The organism is Microbispora catharanthi, assembly GCF_006334915.2.
Lineage (GTDB): Bacteria > Actinomycetota > Actinomycetes > Streptosporangiales > Streptosporangiaceae > Microbispora > Microbispora catharanthi.
In genome coordinates this window covers 35,904-56,153 of record NZ_VDMA02000009.1, presented here as the reverse complement: position 1 = coordinate 56,153, position 20,250 = coordinate 35,904, and the positions used below count along the sequence as shown (strand labels likewise).

Here is a 20,250-nt window from a genome sequence, read left to right as displayed (position 1 = left end):
GGCAGGGCTCAGCCGGTTGGAGGCACGCGGTGACGGCACTCGGTCCCCTGTCCGTACGGCTGCCGGCGAGCCGGGCGACCAGGCGCAGGGGGTGGGCGCGTCTCGCCTTCCTCCCCGCCTGGGGGCTGGTGCTGCCGGCGGCCGCGTTGTCGGCGATCGGGCTGCTGCTCGTGTGGTCGGCCACCCGCAACGAGCCGGGCTCGACGCTGCCGCAGCGGCAGGCGCTCAGCGTGGGCATCGGCTTCGTGCTCATGTGGGCCGTCTCGCGGATCGACCTGCGGGTGCTGCGGGCCTACGTCCCGGTGCTGTACCTCCTCGGGCTGGCCGGGCTGGTCGCCGTGCTGACCCCGCTGGGCCGCACGATCAACGGCTCGCACGCCTGGATCGTGCTCGGTGACGGGCTGCAGTTCCAGCCGTCCGAGTTCGCCAAGGCGGCCACGGTGCTCGCGCTCGCGACGGCGCTGGGCGAGCCGCGCGACGGCGAGCGCAGGCCGGGCGCCGGGGCCGTGCTGCTCGCCCTGGGCCTCGCCGCGCTGCCGGTCGGGCTGATCGCGCTGCAGCCCGACCACGGCACCGCGCTCGTCTTCCTAGTGCTGACCACCGGGATGATCGTGGTGTCCGGCGCGCCCAAGAGGTGGTTCGCGGCGTTCGCCGCAGCCGGGGCCGCCGGACTGCTCCTGGTGTGGCGGCTCGACCTCATCCGGCCCTACCAGCTCCAGCGCCTGATGGTGCTGGCCGACCCGGACGCCGACCCGATGGGCATGGGCTACAACGCCACCCAGGCCAGGATCGCGATCGGCTCCGGGGGCCTGCTCGGCAAGGGCCTGTTCCACGGCGAGCAGACGGCGGGCCATTTCGTGCCCGAGCAGCACACCGACTTCATCTTCACGGTCGCGGGCGAGGAGCTCGGCTTCCTCGGCGCCGCCTGCGTGATCCTGCTGATGCTCGCCCTGCTGTGGCGCGGCCTGTGGATCGCGGCCAGGAGCCCCTCGCCGTTCGGCAGGGCGGTGGCCGGCGGGGTGGTGTGCTGGCTTGCGTTCCAGACGTTCGTGAACGTGGGGATGACCATGGGCCTGCTGCCGGTCGCGGGGCTGCCGCTGCCGTTCGTGTCATACGGCGGGTCGGCCACGATCTCCAGCCTGGCGGCCGTGGGGCTGCTGGCCGCCGTGAACCGGCGTACGCGCACGCCGGCATAGGGCAGGCTTGGAGGAATGCGCAGCAAGCTCGGCGGACGGGTGGCCCAGGCGGCGGAGATCGCCCTGGCCACCCGCAAGTACGTGACCCCGATCGACGTCCTCACCGGCCTGCGGTGGCTGCACGACCGCCATGTGGAGACCTGGCGGCAGGGCCGGGCCGACAGCCTGGAACGGCTGGCCGCCGTGGACACCGGCCGGATGGCCGAGGCCCTGTCGCATCTGCGCGCCTGGGCTCTGTCCCGCGACCTGGTGGAGAGCGAGGCGGCGTACACGGCGGGCACCCGCGACCGGCGGCCGCTGCGCTTCACGGCGGCGGGCGACGAGGACCTGGAGCGCGCCTTCCGCGTCCACTGGCTCTCACCGGAGCTGAGCGAGGCGCGGCGGCGGCAGATCACCGAACGGCACAGCAAGGCCCCCGACCTCGTGGCCGTGGCGTCGCCGGACGCGTGGACCTGCGCCGGATGCGGGGACACCGGGCCTTATCTGATCGTGGAGGACGACCGGCCACACTGCCTGACCTGCGCCGACATGGATCACCTGTGCTTCCTCCCGGCGGGGAACGCGGCGCTGAGCCGCCGCGCCAAGAAGGAGAGCGGCCTGTCTGCCGTGGTGGTCCGCTTCAACCGGCGGCGCAAGAGATACGAGCGGCTCGGCGTCCTGGTCGAGGAGGAGGCGCTGACGCGGGCCGAGGAGCAGTGCCTGGCCGACGAGGAGGCGCGGCTGCGCCGCCGCGAACGCGACCGCGAGCGCCGCGCCGATGAGGACGCCGAGTTCCAGACGAGGATGGCGGCGCAGATCCGCCGCCTGTTCCCCCGCTGCCCGGCCGAGCGGGCCGAGGCCATCGCCGCGCACGCCGCCGTACGCGGCAGCGGGCGGGTGGGCCGCACCGCCGCCGCCCGCGTGCTGGACGAGAACGCCATCACGCTCGCCGTGATCGCGAGCGTGCGCCACCTCGACACCGACTACGACGAGCTGCTGATGGCCGGGACGCCGCGGATGACGGCCCGCGAGCGGATCCGCCCCCGGGTCGAGGAGGTCCTGACGGCCTGGCGCGCGTGAGCGCTTCCGGCGAACCCCTTCAGCGGACGCGGCCGACCATCTGGGCGTACATGCGCCCGGGGCTGGGGACCGACGACGGGTTGAGGAAGCCCGGCAGCGGGGGCAGGTCGACCGCGAACGGCTGCAGCCGCTCGAACAGCGTGTGCGCGTCGGGCGGCCGGTTGTCCGGCTCCTTCTCCAGCAGTTCGGCGATGAGACGGTCCAGCTCGGCGGGGACCCCGGTAACCCGGGGCGGCCGTTCCTTCACCTGCTTGTCGAACACGGCGTACTCCGTCGGCCCGGTGAACAGCTGGTTGCCGGTCAGCATCTCGTGCAGCACGCAGCCGAGGGAGTACAGGTCGCTCTTCGGCCCGGCGACACCCCGCTGGATCTGCTCGGGGGACATGTACGCCGGAGTGCCGAGGATCTGCCCGATCCGGGTGAACTGCGCCGTCAACCCCGCGACGTCCGCCTCGCGCAGCATGGCGAGCCCGAAGTCGAGCAGCTTGACACTGCCGTCCGGGCAGAGCATGAGGTTGGTCGGCTTGAGGTCGCGGTGGCAGATCGACAGCTCGTGGGCGGCGGTCAGCACGGCGCACGCCTGGGCGGCGATCGCCGCGGCCCACGGCACCGGCAGCGGGCCGTGCTCGCTCAGCAGGTCGGCGACCGTCACGCCCTCGATGAACTGCATGACCTGGAAGAGCCGCTGCTCGTAGGTGCCGAAGTCGTACAGCACGGGCGCGCCCGGATGGTCGAGCTTCGCGAGGATCCGCGCCTCGCGGATGAACCGGCGCTGCAACTCCTCGTCCGGGCCGTCGGGCAGCCGCAGGAACTTCACCGCCACCTTGCGGTCGAGCCGCCGGTCGTGCCCGCCGTACACGGCGCCCATACCGCCCTGCCCCAGGGGGAGGTCGTCCAGCTCATACCGGTCGCCGATGACCATGCGCCCCTCCCGTCGGCCTATCGGGGAAAAAGCTACCGGATTCGTCCGCGATGCTCGGGCTCAGCGGCCGGGTGGACAGGACTCTCTCAGCTGGGAAGCTCCACGCCGCGTCACCCATGAGGGCGGAGGCGTCCGTCGATCAGCCCATCGACGCCGAGGCGGGCGAGCGCCTCCCCCGCGGCGGCCGCCTCGCGCAGGCCGTCCTCCAGGGCGAGCAGCCGCCGGAAGGCCGTGCCGTACGTCCGCTGGACGGCCAGGGGAAGCTGGGGGACGCGGGCCCGGCGGGCCTCCACGCGGCTGCTGCCCAGATGCGGCCGGCCGCCGCCCGCCGCGTAGCGCAGGAACCCGGCCAGGAACTCGGGATCCACCTTGTCTGGATCGACGCGGAAAAGGCTGAGATGGGGGCCCAGGACCGCCCCCTCCCCCGCGACCACCCGCGCGGTGACGGCCGACGCCACGACGTCTCCCGGTCGTACGGCGACCAGGCCGGGGGCACGCGGGATCCGCCGCGACGGCGCCGTCCCGGCCGCGACGTCGTCGGCCGTCAGCACGGGCACCCCACCCTCGGGCACCCCGCCGTCGGGCACCCCGCCGTCAGACGCCTCGCCTTCGGAAGCATCGGCGGGCAGCGCCCGCAGCGTCGAGTGCCTGATGGTGACCAGCCCGGATCTGGCCATCTCGGCCACGGTCGCCCACGACGCGTCCCAGCCCGCCGCGCCGCCGGTGAGCACCTCCAGGTCGGGCACGTCGTCGGCCAGCTCCGCGACCGCCTCCAGGAAGCGCTCCCTGGCCGCGGGAAAGCCCCGCGTGTCGACCCGGGGTGACAGGTGCCGCGCCGGGCTCACGTCCACCTCGTCGTCGAGGATGTCGATGATCCTGACCGTGCGGCCACCGCGCGGGAGTTCGCTCTTCGCGAGGTGGGCCCGCCAGACCGCCTCGACGGAGGCCGGGTCGTCTCCCGCGTCGGCCACCAGGATCGCGCCGGGCTGCCGCTCCCCGGGCTCGGGACGGCGCAGCAGCCACAGGTCGGGACCACCGGGCGCCAGCGTGAAGACCGCGCGCAGCGCGCCCGTCCGCAGCAGGTTCGCCCGGATGCGGCGTCCCGGGCGGCGGCTCGCGGCGGCGCCCGGCATCAGGACGGCCGCCAGCCCGCCGGGCCGCACGTGGGCGAGGCAGTGCTGCACCCAGGCCAGCTCCGGCTCACCCCGGGGAGGCATGCCGTACTGCCAGCGCGGATCGCCGACGAGATCCTCGTGGCCCCAGGCCCGCTCGTTGAACGGCGGGTCGCACACCACCGCGTCCGCGAGCGCGTCCCCGAGCCCGTCCATCGGCCGGTCCAGAGGGAACGCGTCGTGCCGCAGCGCGTCCCCGGGGAGGACCCGGGCGTCCCGCCCGCGCAGCAGCAGCCGCAGCGCCGCGAGCAGCGCGACCGTCTCGTTGGCGTCCTGGCCGAGCAGCCGCACCTCGTCTCCCGCCCCACCGGCCCCGGCGGCGTCCAGCAGGAGGGTGCCCATGCCGCACGCCGGGTCGAGCACCGTGCGCGCCCCCGCGCAGGCCAGCCGGGTCATCAGGGCGGCCACGTCGGGCCGGGTCAGTGCCAGCCTGCGGCTGTGCGCCTCGGCGTACCGCTCGCAGAGGAACTCGAACGTGCCGGCCACGCCGTTCCGCTCGGCCATCCCGGCGACCAGCCGGAGCAGGCCGGGCTCGACCGGCGTCGCGTCCCCCGCACGCGGAGGCAGGTCGGTTGTCGTCTCGGCCACCGCACCCGGGAGCCCTACGGCGAAGTCGGGGGCGGCGGACAGCCGCTTCCAGCCGTCGGGGTCGCGGAGCGTGTAGAGCAGGAACGCCCCGACCTCCCCCAGCACCTCGCCCAGGCGCAGGTCGTCGGCCGACGCCCGCAGCCGCTGCCAGACGCGGTCGCCCTGGGACACCTCGAACGACTTGCCGTTCCTGCGTAGCCACGCCTCCACTTCGGGAAGCGAGAAAAGCGGGCTGGAGGCGGTACCTCCGACCGGTTGGGGGAAGTCCTCGTACCGGCGGCGCCAGTTGCTGACCGCGGCCCTGCCGACGTCGGCGAGCCGGGCGATGTCGCCCGCGTTCACGGTCGCTTCGACCGCCGCTTCGACGGCGGCCTCGAGCGGGCTGACGGCCGGGCGCGCCGTCGTGTCCGCCGGGTTGTCGGCCTGGGCGTCGTGGCTCATGAACATGAGACTAGCACCGTGCTTGTGAAGTCACTCAACCAATGGTTTACTCAAAACCATGACGCACAACCGTATTCGGTACGCCGCTGGGTCGGACGTCGGGCGTTCGCGTGCCAACAACGAGGATTCGGTGCACGCCGGCGAGCGCCTGCTCGCCATCGCCGACGGGATGGGCGGGCACGGACACGGCGAGGTCGCCAGTGCGGCCGTCATCTCCACACTGGCCGGGCTGGAGGACGGTCCGGGTCCCGCCGACGTCGTCGCCGCCCTCGCGGACGCCGTACGGGAGGCGGGGCAGCGCCTGGGCGACCTCGCCGCGCAGGACCCGGCGCTCGAGCGGATGGGCACCACGGTCACCGCGATGCTGTGGGACGGCCACGGGAAGTTCGCCCTGGCCCATGTGGGCGACTCGCGGGCGTACATGCTGCGTGACGGCGCGCTCTACCAGATCACGCGCGACCACACGCTGGTGCAGTCGCTGGTGGACGACGGGCGCATGAGCCCCGACCAGGCCGCCCGCCATCCGCGCCGCTCCCTGCTGCTGCGGGCGCTGGAGACGAGCGGCCTGGCCGAGCCCGACCTGTCGCTGCGCGAGGCGTTCCCGGGCGACCGCTACCTGTTGTGCTCCGACGGGCTCACCTCCGTGCTCGAACCCGAGGTGCTGCACCACGTGCTCACCACCGTGGCCGATCCGCAGGAGACGGTCCACCGGCTCATCGAGCTGGCCAACGAGGGCGGCGGACCCGACAACATCTCGTGCGTGATCGCCGACGTCGAAGCCGCCGACGCCTGACACCTCACCTCCCCGTCCCGCGGCCGTCAGCGGGCCGGGCCCCCGCCCGAGCGGTGCGCCCGGACGGACGTCAGACGGCCCAGCCGCCGTCGACGTTGATCGTCGCGCCGGTGACGTAGCGCCCGCCGTCGCCCGCCAGGTGGGCCACGGTCTCGGCGATGTCGTCCGGCTGCGCGTAGCGGCCGAGGACCGTCAGCCCCCGGACCGTGTCGGCCATGGGGCTGTCCGCCGGGTTCGAGGCGGTGTCGGTCGGGCCGGGGTTGACGAGGTTGACGGTGATGCCGCGCGGCCCGAGGTCGCGGGCGAGTCCCTTGGTCATTCCGGTCATGGCCGTCTTGCTCATGGCATACAGGGCGAAGCCCGGGAAGACGGTCCGCTCGGCGACGTTGCTCCCGATCGTGATGATCCGGCCACCCTCGGTCATGTGGCCCGCCGCCGCCCGCGCGGCCAGGAACGGCCCCCGCACGTTGGCCGCGAGCGTACGGTCGACCTCGTCCGGCCCCAGTTCCTCGATCGGCGCGACGTGGAAGACCGCCGCGTTGTTCACGAGGACGTCGAGCCGGCCGAACTCCGCGGCGGCCTCGTCCACGGCCGCGGCGACCGCCGCGGCGTCGCCGTTGTCGGCCCGGATGACCAGCGCCCGCCGGCCCATCCCCTTCACCTTCTCGGCCACGGCGGCCGCGCTGTCCTCGTCGCGCTCATAGGTCAGCGCCACGTCCGCGCCGCGCTCGGCCAGTTTGAGGACGACCGCCGCGCCGATTCCCCGGCCACCCCCGGTGACCAGGGCCGCCTTGCCGTTCATGTCGTTGATTTCGTTCATGTGTCGAGCATGGCGACAACGGCGCCGGGAGGTCCGGCGGCGATCGGACCTGGCGTTCGGGCCTCGCCGTCAGGCGCCGCGCGCCCGGAACGCGGCCGTCTTGACCCGGTTCTGGCAGGCCGTGGAGCAGAAGCGACGGGTGCCGTTGCGGGAGGTGTCCACGTACACGCGGTCGCAGTGCGGCGCGGTGCACACACCGAGCCGGTCGTGCAACTCGCCGCCGAGCACCACGGCGAGGCCGGTCGCGCAACTGGCCGCGTAGTTTCCGGCCAGGGTGCCGCCCGCGCCGTGGAAGTGCAGGTGCCAGGGCTCTCCGTCGTGCCGGTCGAGGTGCGGGCGCGCGTCCGTCTCCGCCAGCAGTCCGTTCACGGTGAGCGCCGCCGCGTCCACGTCGCCTCGCGTCACCGCCTCGAACACGCCGCGCAGCCGCCCCGCGACCTCGGCGAGCGCGCCCGCCTCCGCCTCGGTGACCGTGGGCGCCCGCCTGTCGCCGGTCGCGAGAACGCCGGCGACCGCGGCGGCCCGCGCCTCTCCCGTCGGCGGCTCGTACGACCGGCCCCGCGCCTCACCTTCGGTCAGCGCGTTGACCAGGCCGACGGCGACCGCCACCACGCCATCAGTGTGACTGTTGAAATTCACTTGACCAGTTACGCCCTTGCGCTCTACGTTGTAACTGCCGAAAGCATACACGCCAGTTACAAGGAGACGGCATGCTCACGTTCGACGTGGCCACCCGGTGGATCGATCGTTGGGACCGCCAGCAGGAGGGCTACCTCCCCGACCGGGAGGAGCGCTTCACCGCGCTGATCGACGCCGTCGAGGGCGGTGTGGGCCGCCCGGATCCCCTGGTGATCGACCTCGGCTGCGGCCCCGGCTCGCTGTCGGCCCGCCTGCTGGACCGCCTTCCCCGGGCCAGGATCGTCGCGGTCGACGCCGATCCTCTGTTGCTGTCGCTCGCCCGGGCGGCGTACGGCGACCGCGACGGCCTGCGCCTCGCCGACCTGGACCTGCGCGAACCCGGATGGAGCCAGGCGCTCGGCCTCGACCGCCCGGCGGACGCGGCGGTGAGCACGACCGCGTTGCACTGGCTGGCCGAGCAGGACCTGCGCGCCATGTACGCCGAGCTCGCGACCGTGCTGCGGCCGGGTGGGCTGTTCCTGAACGGCGACCACTTCAGCTCCGAGGACACCACTCCTGAACTGGCGCGGCTGGAGCGGGCCGTCCACGAGAGCGAGGAGCGGCGGCGCTTCGCCGACGGCCGTCCCGAGGACTGGCGCCAGTGGTGGGACGCGATCGCCGCCGACCCCGAGCTCGCCGGTGTCGCGGCGCCCCGGCCGGCCACCGCGGCACACCACGGCTCGGAGTCGCTCCACCTGTCCACCCACGTCGAGGCCCTCCGCGCGGCGGGCTTCGCCGAGATCGGGACGCTGTGGCAGCGCGGCGACAACCGGCTGCTCTGCGCCGTGCGTCCGTAGTCTCCCCCGCCCGCCGACCTCCACGACCGCTCTGTCCGGCGGCCTGCCGGGGTTTGCCCGCCGGGTCGCCGGAAAGACGGACGCCATGACACCGACCGTGCTCACCGTCAACGCGGGTTCCAGCAGCCTCCAACTGCATCTGGTGCGGGACGGCCGCGTGCTGCGCACCGAGCACAGCGAGCACAGCCCGGACCCCGCGGCGGCGGAGCATACGCTGTCGGACTTCCTGTCCGGGGCGGACGCCGAGGTGACCGCGGTCGGTCACCGGCTCGTCCACGGCGGCGAGGCCGTCCGGGCGCCGGCGGTCGCCGACGACGACGTGGTGAAGGCCGTGCGCGGATACGCCGACCTCGCGCCGCTGCACGTGCCGCCCGCGCTCGCGCTGGTCGAGGCGGCCCGGCGGGTGCTGCCGTCCGTGCCGCACGTGCTGTGTCCCGACACCGCCTTCCACGCCGGCCTGCCCGCCGCCGCCGCGACCTACGCCCTGCCCGCCGGGTGGCGGCGCCGGTGGGGCCTGCGCCGCTACGGCTTCCACGGGCTGTCGTACGCGTGGGCGACCCACCGGGCGGCCGAACTGCTCGGACGCCCGGCCGGGCAGGTCAACCTGGTCCTCACGCATCTCGGCGGCGGATGCTCGGTCTGCGCCGTGCGGAACGGCCGCAGCGTGGACACCTCGATGGGGTTCACGCCGTTGGAGGGCGTGCCCATGAGCAAGCGTTCCGGCAGCGTCGATCCCGGCATGCTCCTGTGGCTGCTGTCCGGCTCACGCCTCACGCTGGAGGAGCTGCGCGACGGGCTGGAGCACGACTCGGGCCTGCTCGGGCTCTCCGGCGGCCTGTCCGGCGACACCCGCGACCTGGTCGCCTCGTCCGAGGAGGCCGCCGCCTTGGCGCTCGACGTGTTCGCCTACCGGGTGAGCCGGGAGATCGCCGCCTCGACCGCCGCCCTCGACCGGCTCGACGCGCTCGTGTTCACCGGCGAGATCGGCTGGGACCAGCCCGAGGTGCGCGAGGCCGTGTGCGGCAGGCTGTCGCTCCTCGGCGTCGAGCCGCCCGCCGTCGACGACGTGGACCGGGATCGCGTCGTCAGCCCGCCGGACGCCCGGCTGCCGGTCCTCGTCGTACGGCCCCGCGAGGAGCTCCAGGTCGCCCGGGAGACCCTCGCCGCGCTCGGCCGTCCCGCTGGTGAAGGTATGCGGCCGTAGAATCCGCAGACATGCGCATCTTCACCGTGGACTCCTTCACCGACCGGCCGTTCCGGGGCAATCCCGCCGCGGTCTGCCTCCTCGACGACACCGTGCCGGACGAGTGGATGCAGGCGGTGGCCGCCGAGATGCGCCATTCGGAGACGGCCTTCGTGCTGGGGCGGGACGAGGGGCCGCGCTCGCTGCGCTGGTTCACCCCCGCGGTCGAGGTCGCGCTGTGCGGGCACGCCACCCTGGCCACCGCGCACGTCCTCTACTCCCTGGGGGAGTCGGGCCGGCTGGAGTTCGACACGAAGAGCGGCGTGCTCGCGACCGAGCAGGCGGACGGCGGGCTGATCGCAATGGACTTCCCGGCGAAGCAGGCCACGCAGTGCCCGCCGCCGGACGGCCTCGCCGAGGCTCTCGGCGTCACGCCGGTGTGGACCGGCCGCAGCGAGTTCGACCTGCTGGTCGAGGTCGGTTCGGCCGAGGAGGTCCGGACCGCCGACCCCGACATGGCGCGGCTGGCCGAGGTCGAGGCCCGGGGCGTCATCGTGACGGCGCCCGGCGAGGGCACCGCCGCCGACTACGTCTCCCGGTTCTTCGCCCCCCGGGTGGGCGTGCCGGAGGACCCCGTCACCGGTTCGGCCCACTGCGTGCTCGCGCCGCACTGGTCGGGCAGATTCGGCCGGGACGCGCTCGTCGGGGAGCAGGTGTCGCGGCGCGGCGGGACCGTGCGCACGACCCTGCGCGGCGACCGCGTCGAACTCGCCGGGCACGCCGTGACCATATGGTCCGGCGAACTGGAGGTCTGACCTCCTCCGCCTGCGGTCGTCCGCTCGTCGCACCCTGACCGTGGCCGCCCGATGTCAGGAGGCCGGCACGGCGAGGGCCGCCTCGATCCGCCGGACGGCGGTGATCGCCCCGAACGCCAGCAGCCGCACGAGGTCGGCGTCGGACCGTCCGCCCCCGGCCTCCCGCCAGGCGGCGACGTCGGCGTCGGTCACCCGATAGGGCGCGAGGGCGGCCAGCAGTGCGAGCCTGGCCGCCGGGCGCTGTGCGGGTGCGACGTCCGCCAGCGGACCGGACGGCCAGCCGGACAGCGCAGGGTGTTCGCCGTCCCAGTCGGCGACGGCCTCCACGACCGCCTCCCTGGCCGTGTCGCCCAGCAGATGGACTCCCTCCCCCGCCGCGGCCAGCAGCGCGGCGAACGCGGTCCCGGCCGGGGTGCCCGCCGCCCAGGCCGGGACCGGGCCCGACGGCAGCCCACGCAGCAGCGGCAGCGCCTCGCCCTGCGGCAGCCTGCGGCGTACCGTCCTGGCGAGGGCCCTGCCGCCCAGGCCACGTACGAGCCGGGACCGCTGCAGGCCGGCGGGCAGGAGGTCGTCGGTCAGCAGCGACGACACCATCCGGTTGATGAAGTGGAAGGCGAGGGCCGTGCCGATGAGCTCGGCCGCGTGACCCGGCGGGCACGGCGGCGCCTGCCCGGACGTGGCCGTGCCAGTGGCCCAGGCGAACAGCCGGGCGTGCTCCGGATCGGACGGCTTCTCCCCGCGCGCGACGGTCTCGGCCAGCTCGTGCTCGCCGGTCGCATGCAGGAGCACGGTGTGCGCGTCGACACAGAACGGGCACTTGTTGGCGAGGGAGACCCCGGTGGCGACGACCTCCTTGGCCGCCCTCGGGGCCTGCCCGGCGAGCAGCGACTCACGCAGCATCGCCCATGTGGGAGCGAGCACCTCGGGAGCCGGGGACAACGTCAGGAACAGCGGCATGCGGGCCATGCCGAAATCACTGGCGATCTGGGCGTAGACCTGGGCGATCAGCCCGGCCGCCGCCTCCGTGGGCACCGGGGTCACATAGCGATAGGGCGTCGGCATCTCGGCCTCCTCATCGGTCGTGCTGTCATGGGGACCGATCCTGCCGAGCGCGGCCGCTCCCGTCGTCGTACGGCGGAAGGCGTTTCGAGCCGCTCCCGGCGCGGCTGCGAGGCGGCGGCCGTACTACGGCGGGAGTAGCGCAGGATCGGTCCGCCGGGAGGAGGCGGCGCGAAACGGCTCGGTCTACCCTTCTGACATGGACGGCGATCGCGGACGGCAGGCGTCCCCCAGCCCATTGGCGTCCCCTGACTCACCGGTGATCGTGGACGCACCGGCGTCGCCCGGCCCGCGGGCGTTCGCGGACTTGTTGGCCTTCCCCGACGGAGCGGCCCTCTCCGACGACCGGACGGAGGCCGGGTCCCGCCGCCTTCCCCGGTTCTACGCCTCGGATGCCGCGATCGCGGCTGTCGTGGCGGTGCTGCTGGCGGTCGCCACCCTGCTTCCGGGCTCTCCGAGCGGCCCCGCGCAGCTGGGGGTGGTGGGCTACCTGCTCCTGGTGGGCGGGTCCGCCGCCCTGGCCGTGCGGCGGACGGCGCCCGTGACGGCGCTCGTCGTCGCCGCGGCCTGCATGCTGGTCTACGCCCTGCGGGTGCATCCCGAGACCGCGACCGTCTTCCCCCTCCTGATCACCGTGTTCTCCGCGGCCACCGCGGGCCGGCGCTTGTGGGCGGCGTCGGTCAGCGCCGCCTACCTCGCCGGTGTCCTGCTGGTGGAGCTGTCGGACCTCGGCACGCGGACCCCGCGCGAGGTGGCGGACCGTGTCGGCCTGCTGGTCGGCTGGTTCGTCGCCGCCAACGTGGCGGGGGTCGTCTCCCGGCAGCGGCGGGCGTACCTGCGCCAGGCCGAGCAGCGCGCCGTCGAGGCGGAGCGCACCCGCGAGGAGGTCGCGCTGCGCCGCGCCGGCGAGGAGCGGCTGCGCATCGCCAGGGAGCTGCACGACTCGCTCACCCACAGCATCTCGATCATCAAGGTGCAGGCCGGCGTGGCCGTCCATCTGGCGCGCAAGCGGGGCGACGACGTGCCGGCCGCGCTGCTGGCGATCCAGGACGCGAGTGCGGACGCCATGCGGGAGCTGCGCGCGACGCTGGAGGTGCTGCGCGAACCCGGCCCTGACGACGCGCCCGACACGGCCCGGGCCGACAGGATCGGCGAGCTGGTCGAGCGGGCGCGGTCGGCGGGCGTGCCGGCCACGCTGGCGATCAGCGGTACGCCGCGCGCCCTGCCGCCCGAGGTCGACCTGGCCGCCTACCGGATCGTGCAGGAGTCGCTCACCAACGTGGCGCGGCACGCGGGCCCCGCCTCGGCGTGCGTGCACGTCCGCTACCTGCCCGACACCCTCGTCGTACGAGTCGAGGACGACGGCAGGGGTCTGCCCGCCGCGGCGACGCCGCGACACGGATCGAACGGGACCTCCGAGGCGGGCACCATGATCCGGCCCGAAGCGGTTCGTGTGGGCGTCGGGCTCACCGGCATGCGGGAGCGGGTGTCCGCGCTCGGCGGGCGGCTCCAGACCGGTCCGGGGGCGGACGGCGGTTTCACCATCCACGCCGAGCTGCCCTTGCCGACTGCGGAGGGAGCGGCGTGATCAGGGTGCTGCTGGTGGACGACCAGGCGCTCATCCGGGCCGGATTCAAGGCGCTGCTCGACGCCGAGGACGGCGTGGAAGTGGTCGGCGAGGCGGGCGACGGCAGCCAGGGCCTGGCGCTGGCCGAGCGGCACGTCCCCGACATCGCGCTCGTGGACATCCAGATGCCGGTGATGGACGGCATCGAGACGACCCGCCGCATCGCGGCCGATCCCCGCCTGGCCGCCACCCGGGTGGTGATCCTGACCAACTACGGGCTCGACCGCTACGTGTTCGACGCGCTGCGCGCGGGCGCGAGCGGCTTCCTGCTCAAGGACACCGAGCCGGTGGAGCTTCTCCAGGCGATCAGGGTCGCGGCGCGCGGCGACGCCCTGCTGTCCCCGGCGGTCACCCGGACGCTCATCAGCGAGTACGTCTCCCGCCCGCCGGACGCCGTGCCGACGGCCGCTCTCGAGGAGCTCACCAACCGCGAACGGGAGGTCGTCGCCCTGGTCGCGCGCGGCCTCACCAACGAGGAGATCGCCGCGCACATGGTGATCAGCCCGTTCACCGCCAAGACCCACGTGAGCAGGGCGATGACCAAGCTCGGCGCGCGGGACCGTGCCCAGCTCGTCGTCTTCGCCTACGAGTCCGGCCTGGTGGTCCCCCGGAGTTCCGCCAAGCGCGGCTGACGGGGCGATCTAAGATCGCGCTCATGGGTCTGCGTACGCCCGCGGCCGTGGTGCTCGCCCTGCTCTCGCTCGCGGCCTGCTCCCCCGGCGGGCCGCCGGGGCAGGAAAACCCGGCCGCACGCGTCAACCCGCTGCCCGCCGGCGTCGAGGGACACGGTGGTGAAGGGCGCGGTGGTGAAGGGCGCGGTGGTGAAGGGCGCGGTGGTGAAGGGCGCGGCGCGGCCGTCTTCCTCGCCCGCGTCCCCGACGAGACGCGGGACGACATGCTCGGCCTGATCCGGGTGGGCCGGTTCGGCGACGCGCTGGCGAAGGGCACGTGGGTCCGCCGGCACGTGGAGGTCGCACTGGGCGACCCGGCCGCTCCCATCGCGGTACGCGACCTGGCCGGGGATCCCCGCGACGCCGTCCTGGTCTCCGGCGACGTGGTCGACGCCACGCTTCCCGCTCACGTCTTCGTCGAGGGGACGTTCCCCGTCGGCCCCACCGTGTCCGCGACCACCGGGCGGTGCCTACTCGTCCGTACGGACGGCCGGATCGAGCAGCCGGGGCCCGAGGCGCAGTGCGAGCGCGCCCCCAACGGGGGCGTGTACTGGTACGGCCCGGGATCGACCGACGCCGGCGGCGTCGACCTGCGCGACGGCACCGCGACTCCGAGGACCTCCGTGCCGGCGTTTCCGGTGGCCGTCTCCTCCGACGGGCGCTACCTGGCGTCGCTGCGGGACGACGCGCTCGTCATCACCGACACCCGGGACGGCACCGCGGTGACCGTGGACCGGTCGAGCCGCGGCGCCCCCGGCGCCTTCACCGGCGACGGGTACGCGACGACCCTGCGGCAGGACGACGGCGCGTCGGTGCTGGCCGTCGCCGGTTTCCACGGCAAGGTCCGCCGGCTGGTGGACGATGTCGGGCCGGCCGCCTTCACGCCGGACGGCCGCCGTGCCCTCGTGATGGCGGGCCGTGCCCGGCCGCGCCTGGTCGTGGCCGACCTGCGGACGGGCACTCTCACTCCGGTCAAGGGCTTCCCTGCGGGCGACGGCAGCGTGAAGATCGCCGTCGCGGGCGAGCACGCGCTCGTCGCGGTGCTCGCCCGGAACGCGGACATCGGTGACCCGAAGCCCGCCGAGGTGTGGGAGGTCGACCTCCGGCAGGCCCGGGCGCGCCGGGCCGTCACCATTCCGCGGGCCCGGCAGGCCGTGCCGCTCCCCGCCACCCCAGCGGGAGGGCAGCCGGCCGGCCCAGGGACGGCCACCCCGGGCGTGACGGGCATCCGCCTCGCGCCGGACGGCGTCGTGGTCGCCCTCACGTCCGAGGGGGTCACCGCGGCCGGACCGGCCGGAGCGTTCCCGGTCACGGCCCTTCCCGGGCGCCGGATCCTGTTCTCCGGTGACACTCGCGATGCCGGCGACAGTGGCGGCGACAGTGGCGGCGACAGTGGGGATGACGGCGATGACGGCTCGCTCACGGTGGTGAGCGAGCCGGGCGCCGCGGTCCGGATCGCGACCGGAGCGCGGAAGGGCCAGGCGGTCGCCCGCGTGCTGCCCACCGCCGACGGGCGACACCTCATCGTCTCCCTGCGCCCCCGAGACAGCCTGCGCTCCGGTCCCGGCCCCGACGATGAGATCGTCCTGGCCCGCCTCGACGGCGGCGCCCCGCTCGTCCTCTATCGGGGCGTCGTCCTGGCCAGCGCCGGCCTTTAGCCGAAGTCGCGGAACAGCGACCGGATCGCTCCCCTCGGGGACCCCACTCGCGCTTGCGGGACGGTCCGCGTACCGCCGGCCGGCCCGGGGCCCGCTCCGGACGCGTACCGGTCCGGGTCAGGCGTATCGCTCGCGCAGGCGGGCCGCCGCCTCGACCACGTTGGCGAGCGCCGCCTCGACCTGCTCGTACGAGCGGGTCTTCAGCCCGCAGTCGGGGTTGACCCACAACCGCTCGGTGGGCACCGTCCGCAGCGCCTCCGTGAGCAGGCGCTCCACCTCGTCGGCGCCCGGCACCCGCGGCGAGTGGATGTCGTACACGCCCGGCCCCAATCCCCTGGGGAACGCGCCGACCGCGCCGAGCAGGCGCCCCCGCGAGCGCGCCGACTCGATGCTCGTGACGTCGGCGTCGAGGGCGTCGATCGCGGCGAGGATCTCGTCGGCGTCCGAGTAGCACAGGTGCGTGTGGATCTGCGTGTTCTCGCTCGCGCCCGAGGTGGCCCATCGGTAGGCCGCGACGGCCCACTCCAGGTAGGCGGCCTGCTCGGCGCGCCGCAGCGGCACCAGCTCGCGCAGCGCGGGCTCGTCGACCTGGATGACGCGGATGCCCGCCTCCTCCAGGTCGCCCACCTCCTCCCGCACGGCGTCGGCGACCTGGAACACCACCTCGCGCAGCGGCAGGTCGTCGCGGACGAACGACCACGCCACGATCGTCACCGGGCCGGTGAGCATGCCCTTGACCGGCTTGCTCGTCAGCGACTGGGCGTACCGCGCCCAGCGGACGGTGATCGGCTCCGGCCGCCGCACGTCGCCGTGCAGGATGGGCGGGCGGGTGCAGCGCGAGCCGTACGACTGGACCCAGCCGTGCCGGGTGACGGCGAAGCCGTCGAGGTGCTCGGCGAAATACTGCACCATGTCGTTGCGCTCGGGCTCGCCGTGCACGAGGACGTCCAGCCCCAGCCGCTCCTGCAGCGCGATGACCTGCTCGATCTCCGCGCGGACCATGCTCTCGTACGCCGCCTCGCCGATCTCCCCGGCCGCCAGGGCCGCCCGGGCCCGGCGCAGCTCGCCCGTCTGGGGGAAGGAGCCGATCGTGGTGACCGGGAGAAGCGGCAGCTTCAGGTGCTCGGCCTGCGCCGCGGCCCGTACGGCGTAGGGGGCGCGGCCCTCCGCCGTCCGGACCCGGGAGGTGTGCGGACGTTCTTGTGCCGCGAAGTGTTCGGGCAGGTGACGGCCGGGTGTGGCCGCGAGCAGAGCCGCCAGTTCGACCACCTCGGCGACCTTCTGCTCGGCGAACGCCAGCCGCCGCCGCAGCGCGGGATCGAGGCCGGTCTCCCGTTCCACGTCGTAGGGCACGTGGAGGAGCGAGCACGACGTGCTCACCACGACCCGCCCGGCGCGCTCCCGCACGGCGCGCAGCGTGGCCAGCGCGCGGTCCCGGTCGGCGCGCCACACGTCCCGGCCCGACACCACGCCGGCGACGACCGTCTTGCCGGCCAGGGCGTCCACACCGTGGGCCGTGCCCCGGACGAGGTCCAGGCCGACGGCCTCGACCGGCGTTCCGGCCAGCACGGGCAGCGCGTCGCCGAGATCCCCGAAATAGGAGGCGACCAGCAGCGAGGGCCGGTTCTCCAGCCGTCCCAGCCGTCCGTACGCCGCCTCGACCGCAGCCGGATCGGCGGCGGTGCGGTCGGCGACCAGGGCGGGCTCGTCCAGCTGCACCCAGCCGACGCCCTCCGCGGCCAGTTCGGCCAGCAGGCGCGCGTACACCTCGACCACGTCGTCCAGCCGGTCGAGCGGGGCGAAGCCGTCAGGACTGTCCGGCGTGGCCTGCGACAGCAGCAGGAACGTCACCGGCCCGACCAGCACCGGCCGGGTCTCCAGTCCCAGCGCGCGGGCCTCGCGTACCTCTGCCAGCGGCTTGGCGGCGTCGAGGGAGAAGACCGTGTCCGGGCCGATCTCGGGAACGATGTAGTGGTAGTTGGTGTCGAACCACTTGGTCATGCGCAGTGGGGCGATTCCCTCGGCGCCCCGGGCCATCGCGAAGTAGGTCGCCAGGTCGTCGTCGTGCCGGTAACGCCCGGGCACCGCGCCCAGCAGCACCGCCGTGTCGAGCACCTGGTCGTAGTAGGAGAAGGTGTTCGACGGGAGGCCCTCCAGGCCGAGCGCGGCGAGCCGCCGCCAGGTGTCCTCCCGCAACCGCCGCGCGGTCTCCTCCAGGTCCGCCCGGCTGGAACGCCCCTCCCAGTACGACTCCAGCGCCCGCTTCAACTCCCGATCCGGCCCGATCCGCGGATACCCCAGCACGGTCGATGCGGGAAAAGACGACGTCATCACCACTCCTCATGCGTCGAACAGGACGTCCCGCATCCTCCCCGCACCCCGTCCCACATGCGGGGATCTATTGACAACGCTTATGGATCAACTCGACGGTTGACCAGGGTCGTTCAGCGGGGGGCGTCCATGCGCTGTGTACCGATGACCGACAGCAGCCGTAGCGCCTCGTCGGACGGCGAACCGGGGACGGCGGTGTAGATGACCACCTGCTGGTCGCGGTCGGTGATGTCGAGGACGTCGCAGTTGACGGTGATCGGGCCGACCATCGGGTGCTGGAAGGTCTTGCACAGCGTGGGCCCGTCCGACACGTCGTGGGAAGCCCACAGCCGCGCGAACTCCGGGCTCTTCGCGAGAAGTTCGGCCACCAGCCCGGTCACCTCGGGCGCGTCGGGATAGCGGGCGGCGGCGGCGCGCAGGCGCCGGGCCGCGTGCTGGGCGAACTCGCCGGCGTCGGAGACCCCGTACAACCGCCGTCCCTCGCGGTGCGGGCCGAGGAACACGCGGCGCACCAGGTTGCGATCGCGCCGGGACAAGGCCGAGAAGTCCTCCATGAGGGCGGCCGCCAGCTCGTTCCAGGCGAGCACCTCGAGCGTCGCGGACGTCACGAACGCGGCGGCCTGCGGCAGCCGCGCCAGCAGGTCCAGGATGCTCTGCCGCACCTCGCGCGAGGGCCCTGGCGGCGGGGCGGGCGGGGCTCCGGCTAGATGATGGAGATGGGCGCGCTCGGCGTCCGACAGGCGCAGGGCCCGGGCCAGCCCGGCCAGCACCTCGCGCGACGGGCGCGGACCGCGGGCCTGCTCCAGCCGCGTGTAGTACTCGGTCGAGATGAACGCCAGCTGCGCCGCCTCCTCACGCCGCAGCCCGGGGGTACGGCGCCGGGGCCCGGCGGGCAGCCCCACGTCGGCAGGGCTGATCCGTTCGCGCCTGCTGCGCAGGAAGTCGGCCAGTTCTCGTCGGTCCACACCTCCAGTGTGCGCGAAGCGCGGAGGCGATCCAGGTACTGCCGATGCCTGGATAGGCCGCGCCCACCGGCGCAGGCTCACTGCCATGGACAACACAATCACCACCGGCACATCCACCCCCGCCACGCCCGGCGCTGATGGTCTGCTGGCCGGCAAGGTCGCCTTCATCAGCGGCGCCGGACGCGGTATCGGAGCCGCGGCGGCGCGGCTGTTCGCCCGGGAGGGCGCCCGGGTGCTGCTCGCGGCCCGGACGGAGGCCGAATTGAAGGCGGTGACCGAGGAGATCCGCATGGCGGGCGGCACCGCGGACCACGTGGTGTGCGACCTCGCCGACGCGGCGAGCGTGCGGGCCGCCGTGAGCCGCGCGGTGGACCTGTACGGTCGGCTCGACGTCGCCTTCAACAACGGGGCGACCGGCCAGCGGCCCGGCCCGATGGACCGGATGCCGGAGGCCGGCTTCGACCGCATCTACGCCGTGAACCTCAAGGGCGTCTGGCTGGCCATGGTCGCCGAGGTGGAGGCGATCCGGGCCACCGCGGGCACGGGCGCCATCGTCAACAACTCGTCCGTCGGCAGTTGGGGAGGCAACCCGGAGCTACCGGCCTACGGTGCGATGAAACGGGCGGTCAACAGCCTCACCGAGTCGGCCGCCGTCACCTACGGCCCCGAAGGCATCCGCGTCAACGCCATCGCTCCCGGCAACACGCTCACCGAGATGATCCGCGCCTGGGAAGCGGAGTCCCCCGGTCTCCAGGAGCGGCTCACGGCGCGGACACCGCTGCGCCGCGGGGCCGACCCGGCCGAGATCGCCGAGGCCGCCGCCTGGCTGCTGAGCGACCGCTCCTCCTTCGTGACCGGTGCCGTCCTGCGGGTCGACGGCGGCGCCGGGGTCTGAGCCGGGGCAGAGATCCTCCCTCGCGGGGTTCGGGTCTACTGTCCCGGCTAGCAGATTCGTCCGCAGCCCTCCGGCCCCTCGTCTGGTTCGGAGCGGATTCATCGGCCGTGCTTATGGACCAGGGCGGCCGGCACTGGGATCCGTACGTGATGCTCGCGCCGGACGCCCCGGGGTGACGGGGGGCTGGGCGGTCAGGTCGCGTCGTATGCGGCGGCCACTCGTTTGGGCACGACCATGCGCCAGGCGTCGACGATGAGCTCCCGCATCTCGGTCTCGTCGATGGCCGCCATCCTGACCCGAACCCACTGGTAGCGCTCGTCCGAAGGGAGGGGCATGAGGAACTTCTCCGGCTCGGAGGCCACGAGGGCCGCCCGTTCCTCCTTGGGGAACGCGAAGCCCATCAGGGTCTCGTCCGGAGAGATAGAGGCGTACACGATGCCCCTGATCCGGAACTTCACATGGTCGCGCACCAGCGCTTCCTCGGTGCGGGGCAGTGCCAGCGCGACCCGCCGCACGTCGTCCACCGTGACCATCAGGCGCCTTCCTCGACGTGGACGGCTCCCGCCGTGGCCGGCAATGA

At 74.0% G+C, this 20,250-nt stretch carries 18 protein-coding genes; 10 read left to right on the top strand and 8 right to left on the bottom strand.

Going from position 1 to position 20,250, the window contains the following annotated elements; all coding sequences use genetic code 11:
- Positions 1-29 precede the first annotated feature (29 nt).
- Both rodA and FH610_RS18490 read left to right on the top strand, forming a co-directional pair.
- Positions 30-1,196, top strand: coding sequence for a rod shape-determining protein RodA (gene rodA, locus FH610_RS18495; protein WP_139575772.1), 1,167 nt, complete (start codon positions 30-32; stop codon positions 1,194-1,196).
- A 15-nt stretch (positions 1,197-1,211) separates the two neighbouring features.
- On the top strand, positions 1,212-2,255 hold the full coding sequence (locus FH610_RS18490; RefSeq protein WP_139575771.1) for a DUF2293 domain-containing protein: 1,044 nt from the start codon (positions 1,212-1,214) through the stop codon (positions 2,253-2,255).
- A gap of 19 nt (positions 2,256-2,274) precedes the next feature.
- On the opposite strand, the gene FH610_RS18485 is transcribed toward FH610_RS18490, so the two are convergent.
- Positions 2,275-3,177 carry a serine/threonine-protein kinase gene (locus tag FH610_RS18485; RefSeq protein WP_139575770.1) on the bottom strand — a complete coding sequence of 301 codons (903 nt, stop codon included), beginning with the start codon at positions 3,175-3,177 and terminating at the stop codon, positions 2,275-2,277.
- 110 nt (positions 3,178-3,287) lie between these two features.
- Entirely contained in the window at positions 3,288-5,378 is a 2,091-nt protein-coding gene (locus tag FH610_RS18480) for an N-6 DNA methylase (protein ID WP_139575769.1), read from the bottom strand.
- A 58-nt stretch (positions 5,379-5,436) separates the two neighbouring features.
- Here FH610_RS18480 and FH610_RS18475 point away from each other — a divergent pair, with 58 nt between their 5' ends.
- A complete protein-coding gene (locus FH610_RS18475; RefSeq protein ID WP_139575768.1) occupies positions 5,437-6,171 on the top strand; it encodes a PP2C family protein-serine/threonine phosphatase in 735 nt (244 codons plus the stop codon).
- A 70-nt stretch (positions 6,172-6,241) separates the two neighbouring features.
- Here the strand turns inward: FH610_RS18475 and FH610_RS18470 are convergent, their stop codons facing one another.
- Together FH610_RS18470 and FH610_RS18465 are read right to left on the bottom strand one after the other, a co-directional pair.
- Positions 6,242-6,991: an SDR family NAD(P)-dependent oxidoreductase gene (locus tag FH610_RS18470; RefSeq protein ID WP_139575767.1), complete on the bottom strand. Its 750-nt coding sequence runs from the start codon at positions 6,989-6,991 to the stop codon at positions 6,242-6,244.
- A gap of 69 nt (positions 6,992-7,060) precedes the next feature.
- Positions 7,061-7,603 (bottom strand): CGNR zinc finger domain-containing protein, encoded by a 543-nt coding sequence (locus tag FH610_RS18465; protein ID WP_310739273.1) that lies wholly within the window; start codon positions 7,601-7,603, stop codon positions 7,061-7,063.
- Positions 7,604-7,701: 98 nt separating this feature from the next.
- On the opposite strand from FH610_RS18465, the gene FH610_RS18460 reads away from it, so the two are divergent.
- The 3 genes from FH610_RS18460 to FH610_RS18450 all read left to right on the top strand — a co-directional run bounded on the left by FH610_RS18460 (position 7,702) and on the right by FH610_RS18450 (position 10,464).
- Positions 7,702-8,466 carry a class I SAM-dependent methyltransferase gene (locus FH610_RS18460; RefSeq protein ID WP_139575765.1) on the top strand — a complete coding sequence of 255 codons (765 nt, stop codon included), beginning with the start codon at positions 7,702-7,704 and terminating at the stop codon, positions 8,464-8,466.
- A gap of 85 nt (positions 8,467-8,551) precedes the next feature.
- Entirely contained in the window at positions 8,552-9,670 is a 1,119-nt protein-coding gene (locus tag FH610_RS18455; RefSeq protein ID WP_139575764.1) for an acetate/propionate family kinase, read from the top strand.
- Positions 9,671-9,681: 11 nt separating this feature from the next.
- Entirely contained in the window at positions 9,682-10,464 is a 783-nt protein-coding gene (locus FH610_RS18450) for a PhzF family phenazine biosynthesis protein (RefSeq protein WP_139575763.1), read from the top strand.
- 54 nt (positions 10,465-10,518) lie between these two features.
- On the opposite strand, the gene FH610_RS18445 is transcribed toward FH610_RS18450, so the two are convergent.
- On the bottom strand, positions 10,519-11,526 hold the full coding sequence (locus FH610_RS18445) for a carboxymuconolactone decarboxylase family protein (RefSeq protein ID WP_139575762.1): 1,008 nt from the start codon (positions 11,524-11,526) through the stop codon (positions 10,519-10,521).
- 196 nt (positions 11,527-11,722) lie between these two features.
- Here FH610_RS18445 and FH610_RS18440 point away from each other — a divergent pair, with 196 nt between their 5' ends.
- The 3 genes from FH610_RS18440 to FH610_RS18430 are packed head-to-tail and all read left to right on the top strand — an operon-like array spanning position 11,723 to position 15,479.
- Positions 11,723-13,111 (top strand): sensor histidine kinase, encoded by a 1,389-nt coding sequence (locus FH610_RS18440; protein WP_205825870.1) that lies wholly within the window; start codon positions 11,723-11,725, stop codon positions 13,109-13,111.
- Positions 13,108-13,782, top strand: coding sequence for a response regulator (locus tag FH610_RS18435; protein WP_139575761.1), 675 nt, complete (start codon positions 13,108-13,110; stop codon positions 13,780-13,782). Before FH610_RS18440 ends, FH610_RS18435 begins: the two co-directional genes overlap by 4 nt.
- Before the next feature lie 23 nt (positions 13,783-13,805).
- Positions 13,806-15,479 (top strand): TolB-like translocation protein, encoded by a 1,674-nt coding sequence (locus FH610_RS18430; protein ID WP_139575760.1) that lies wholly within the window; start codon positions 13,806-13,808, stop codon positions 15,477-15,479.
- A gap of 117 nt (positions 15,480-15,596) precedes the next feature.
- Here FH610_RS18430 and metE read toward each other — a convergent pair whose 3' ends face one another.
- Together metE and FH610_RS18420 are read right to left on the bottom strand one after the other, a co-directional pair.
- On the bottom strand, positions 15,597-17,810 hold the full coding sequence (gene metE, locus FH610_RS18425; RefSeq protein ID WP_139575759.1) for a 5-methyltetrahydropteroyltriglutamate--homocysteine S-methyltransferase: 2,214 nt from the start codon (positions 17,808-17,810) through the stop codon (positions 15,597-15,599).
- A 113-nt stretch (positions 17,811-17,923) separates the two neighbouring features.
- On the bottom strand, positions 17,924-18,775 hold the full coding sequence (locus FH610_RS18420; RefSeq protein ID WP_139575758.1) for a helix-turn-helix transcriptional regulator: 852 nt from the start codon (positions 18,773-18,775) through the stop codon (positions 17,924-17,926).
- A gap of 85 nt (positions 18,776-18,860) precedes the next feature.
- On the opposite strand from FH610_RS18420, the gene FH610_RS18415 reads away from it, so the two are divergent.
- Entirely contained in the window at positions 18,861-19,670 is an 810-nt protein-coding gene (locus FH610_RS18415; RefSeq protein ID WP_139575757.1) for an SDR family NAD(P)-dependent oxidoreductase, read from the top strand.
- A gap of 191 nt (positions 19,671-19,861) precedes the next feature.
- On the opposite strand, the gene FH610_RS18410 is transcribed toward FH610_RS18415, so the two are convergent.
- Positions 19,862-20,203, bottom strand: a complete 342-nt coding sequence (locus FH610_RS18410) for an MmcQ/YjbR family DNA-binding protein (protein ID WP_139575756.1) — start codon at positions 20,201-20,203, stop codon at positions 19,862-19,864.
- Between the last annotated feature and the right edge of the window lie 47 nt (positions 20,204-20,250).

What these genes read in the sequence shown, in the direction of transcription:
- FH610_RS18445 (WP_139575762.1), bottom strand. Translation starts at nt 11,526, where the DNA reads ATGCCGACGCCCTATCGCTATGTGACCCCGGTGCCCACGGAGGCGGCG.
- FH610_RS18460 (WP_139575765.1), top strand. Translation starts at nt 7,702, where the DNA reads ATGCTCACGTTCGACGTGGCCACCCGGTGGATCGATCGTTGGGACCGC.
- FH610_RS18440 (WP_205825870.1), top strand. Translation starts at nt 11,723, where the DNA reads ATGGACGGCGATCGCGGACGGCAGGCGTCCCCCAGCCCATTGGCGTCC.
- FH610_RS18430 (WP_139575760.1), top strand. Translation starts at nt 13,806, where the DNA reads ATGGGTCTGCGTACGCCCGCGGCCGTGGTGCTCGCCCTGCTCTCGCTC.
- FH610_RS18450 (WP_139575763.1), top strand. Translation starts at nt 9,682, where the DNA reads ATGCGCATCTTCACCGTGGACTCCTTCACCGACCGGCCGTTCCGGGGC.
- FH610_RS18485 (WP_139575770.1), bottom strand. Translation starts at nt 3,177, where the DNA reads ATGGTCATCGGCGACCGGTATGAGCTGGACGACCTCCCCCTGGGGCAG.
- FH610_RS18475 (WP_139575768.1), top strand. Translation starts at nt 5,437, where the DNA reads ATGACGCACAACCGTATTCGGTACGCCGCTGGGTCGGACGTCGGGCGT.
- FH610_RS18470 (WP_139575767.1), bottom strand. Translation starts at nt 6,991, where the DNA reads ATGAACGAAATCAACGACATGAACGGCAAGGCGGCCCTGGTCACCGGG.
- FH610_RS18490 (WP_139575771.1), top strand. Translation starts at nt 1,212, where the DNA reads ATGCGCAGCAAGCTCGGCGGACGGGTGGCCCAGGCGGCGGAGATCGCC.
- metE (WP_139575759.1), bottom strand. Translation starts at nt 17,810, where the DNA reads ATGACGTCGTCTTTTCCCGCATCGACCGTGCTGGGGTATCCGCGGATC.
- FH610_RS18480 (WP_139575769.1), bottom strand. Translation starts at nt 5,378, where the DNA reads ATGAGCCACGACGCCCAGGCCGACAACCCGGCGGACACGACGGCGCGC.
- FH610_RS18415 (WP_139575757.1), top strand. Translation starts at nt 18,861, where the DNA reads ATGGACAACACAATCACCACCGGCACATCCACCCCCGCCACGCCCGGC.
- FH610_RS18455 (WP_139575764.1), top strand. Translation starts at nt 8,552, where the DNA reads ATGACACCGACCGTGCTCACCGTCAACGCGGGTTCCAGCAGCCTCCAA.
- FH610_RS18410 (WP_139575756.1), bottom strand. Translation starts at nt 20,203, where the DNA reads ATGGTCACGGTGGACGACGTGCGGCGGGTCGCGCTGGCACTGCCCCGC.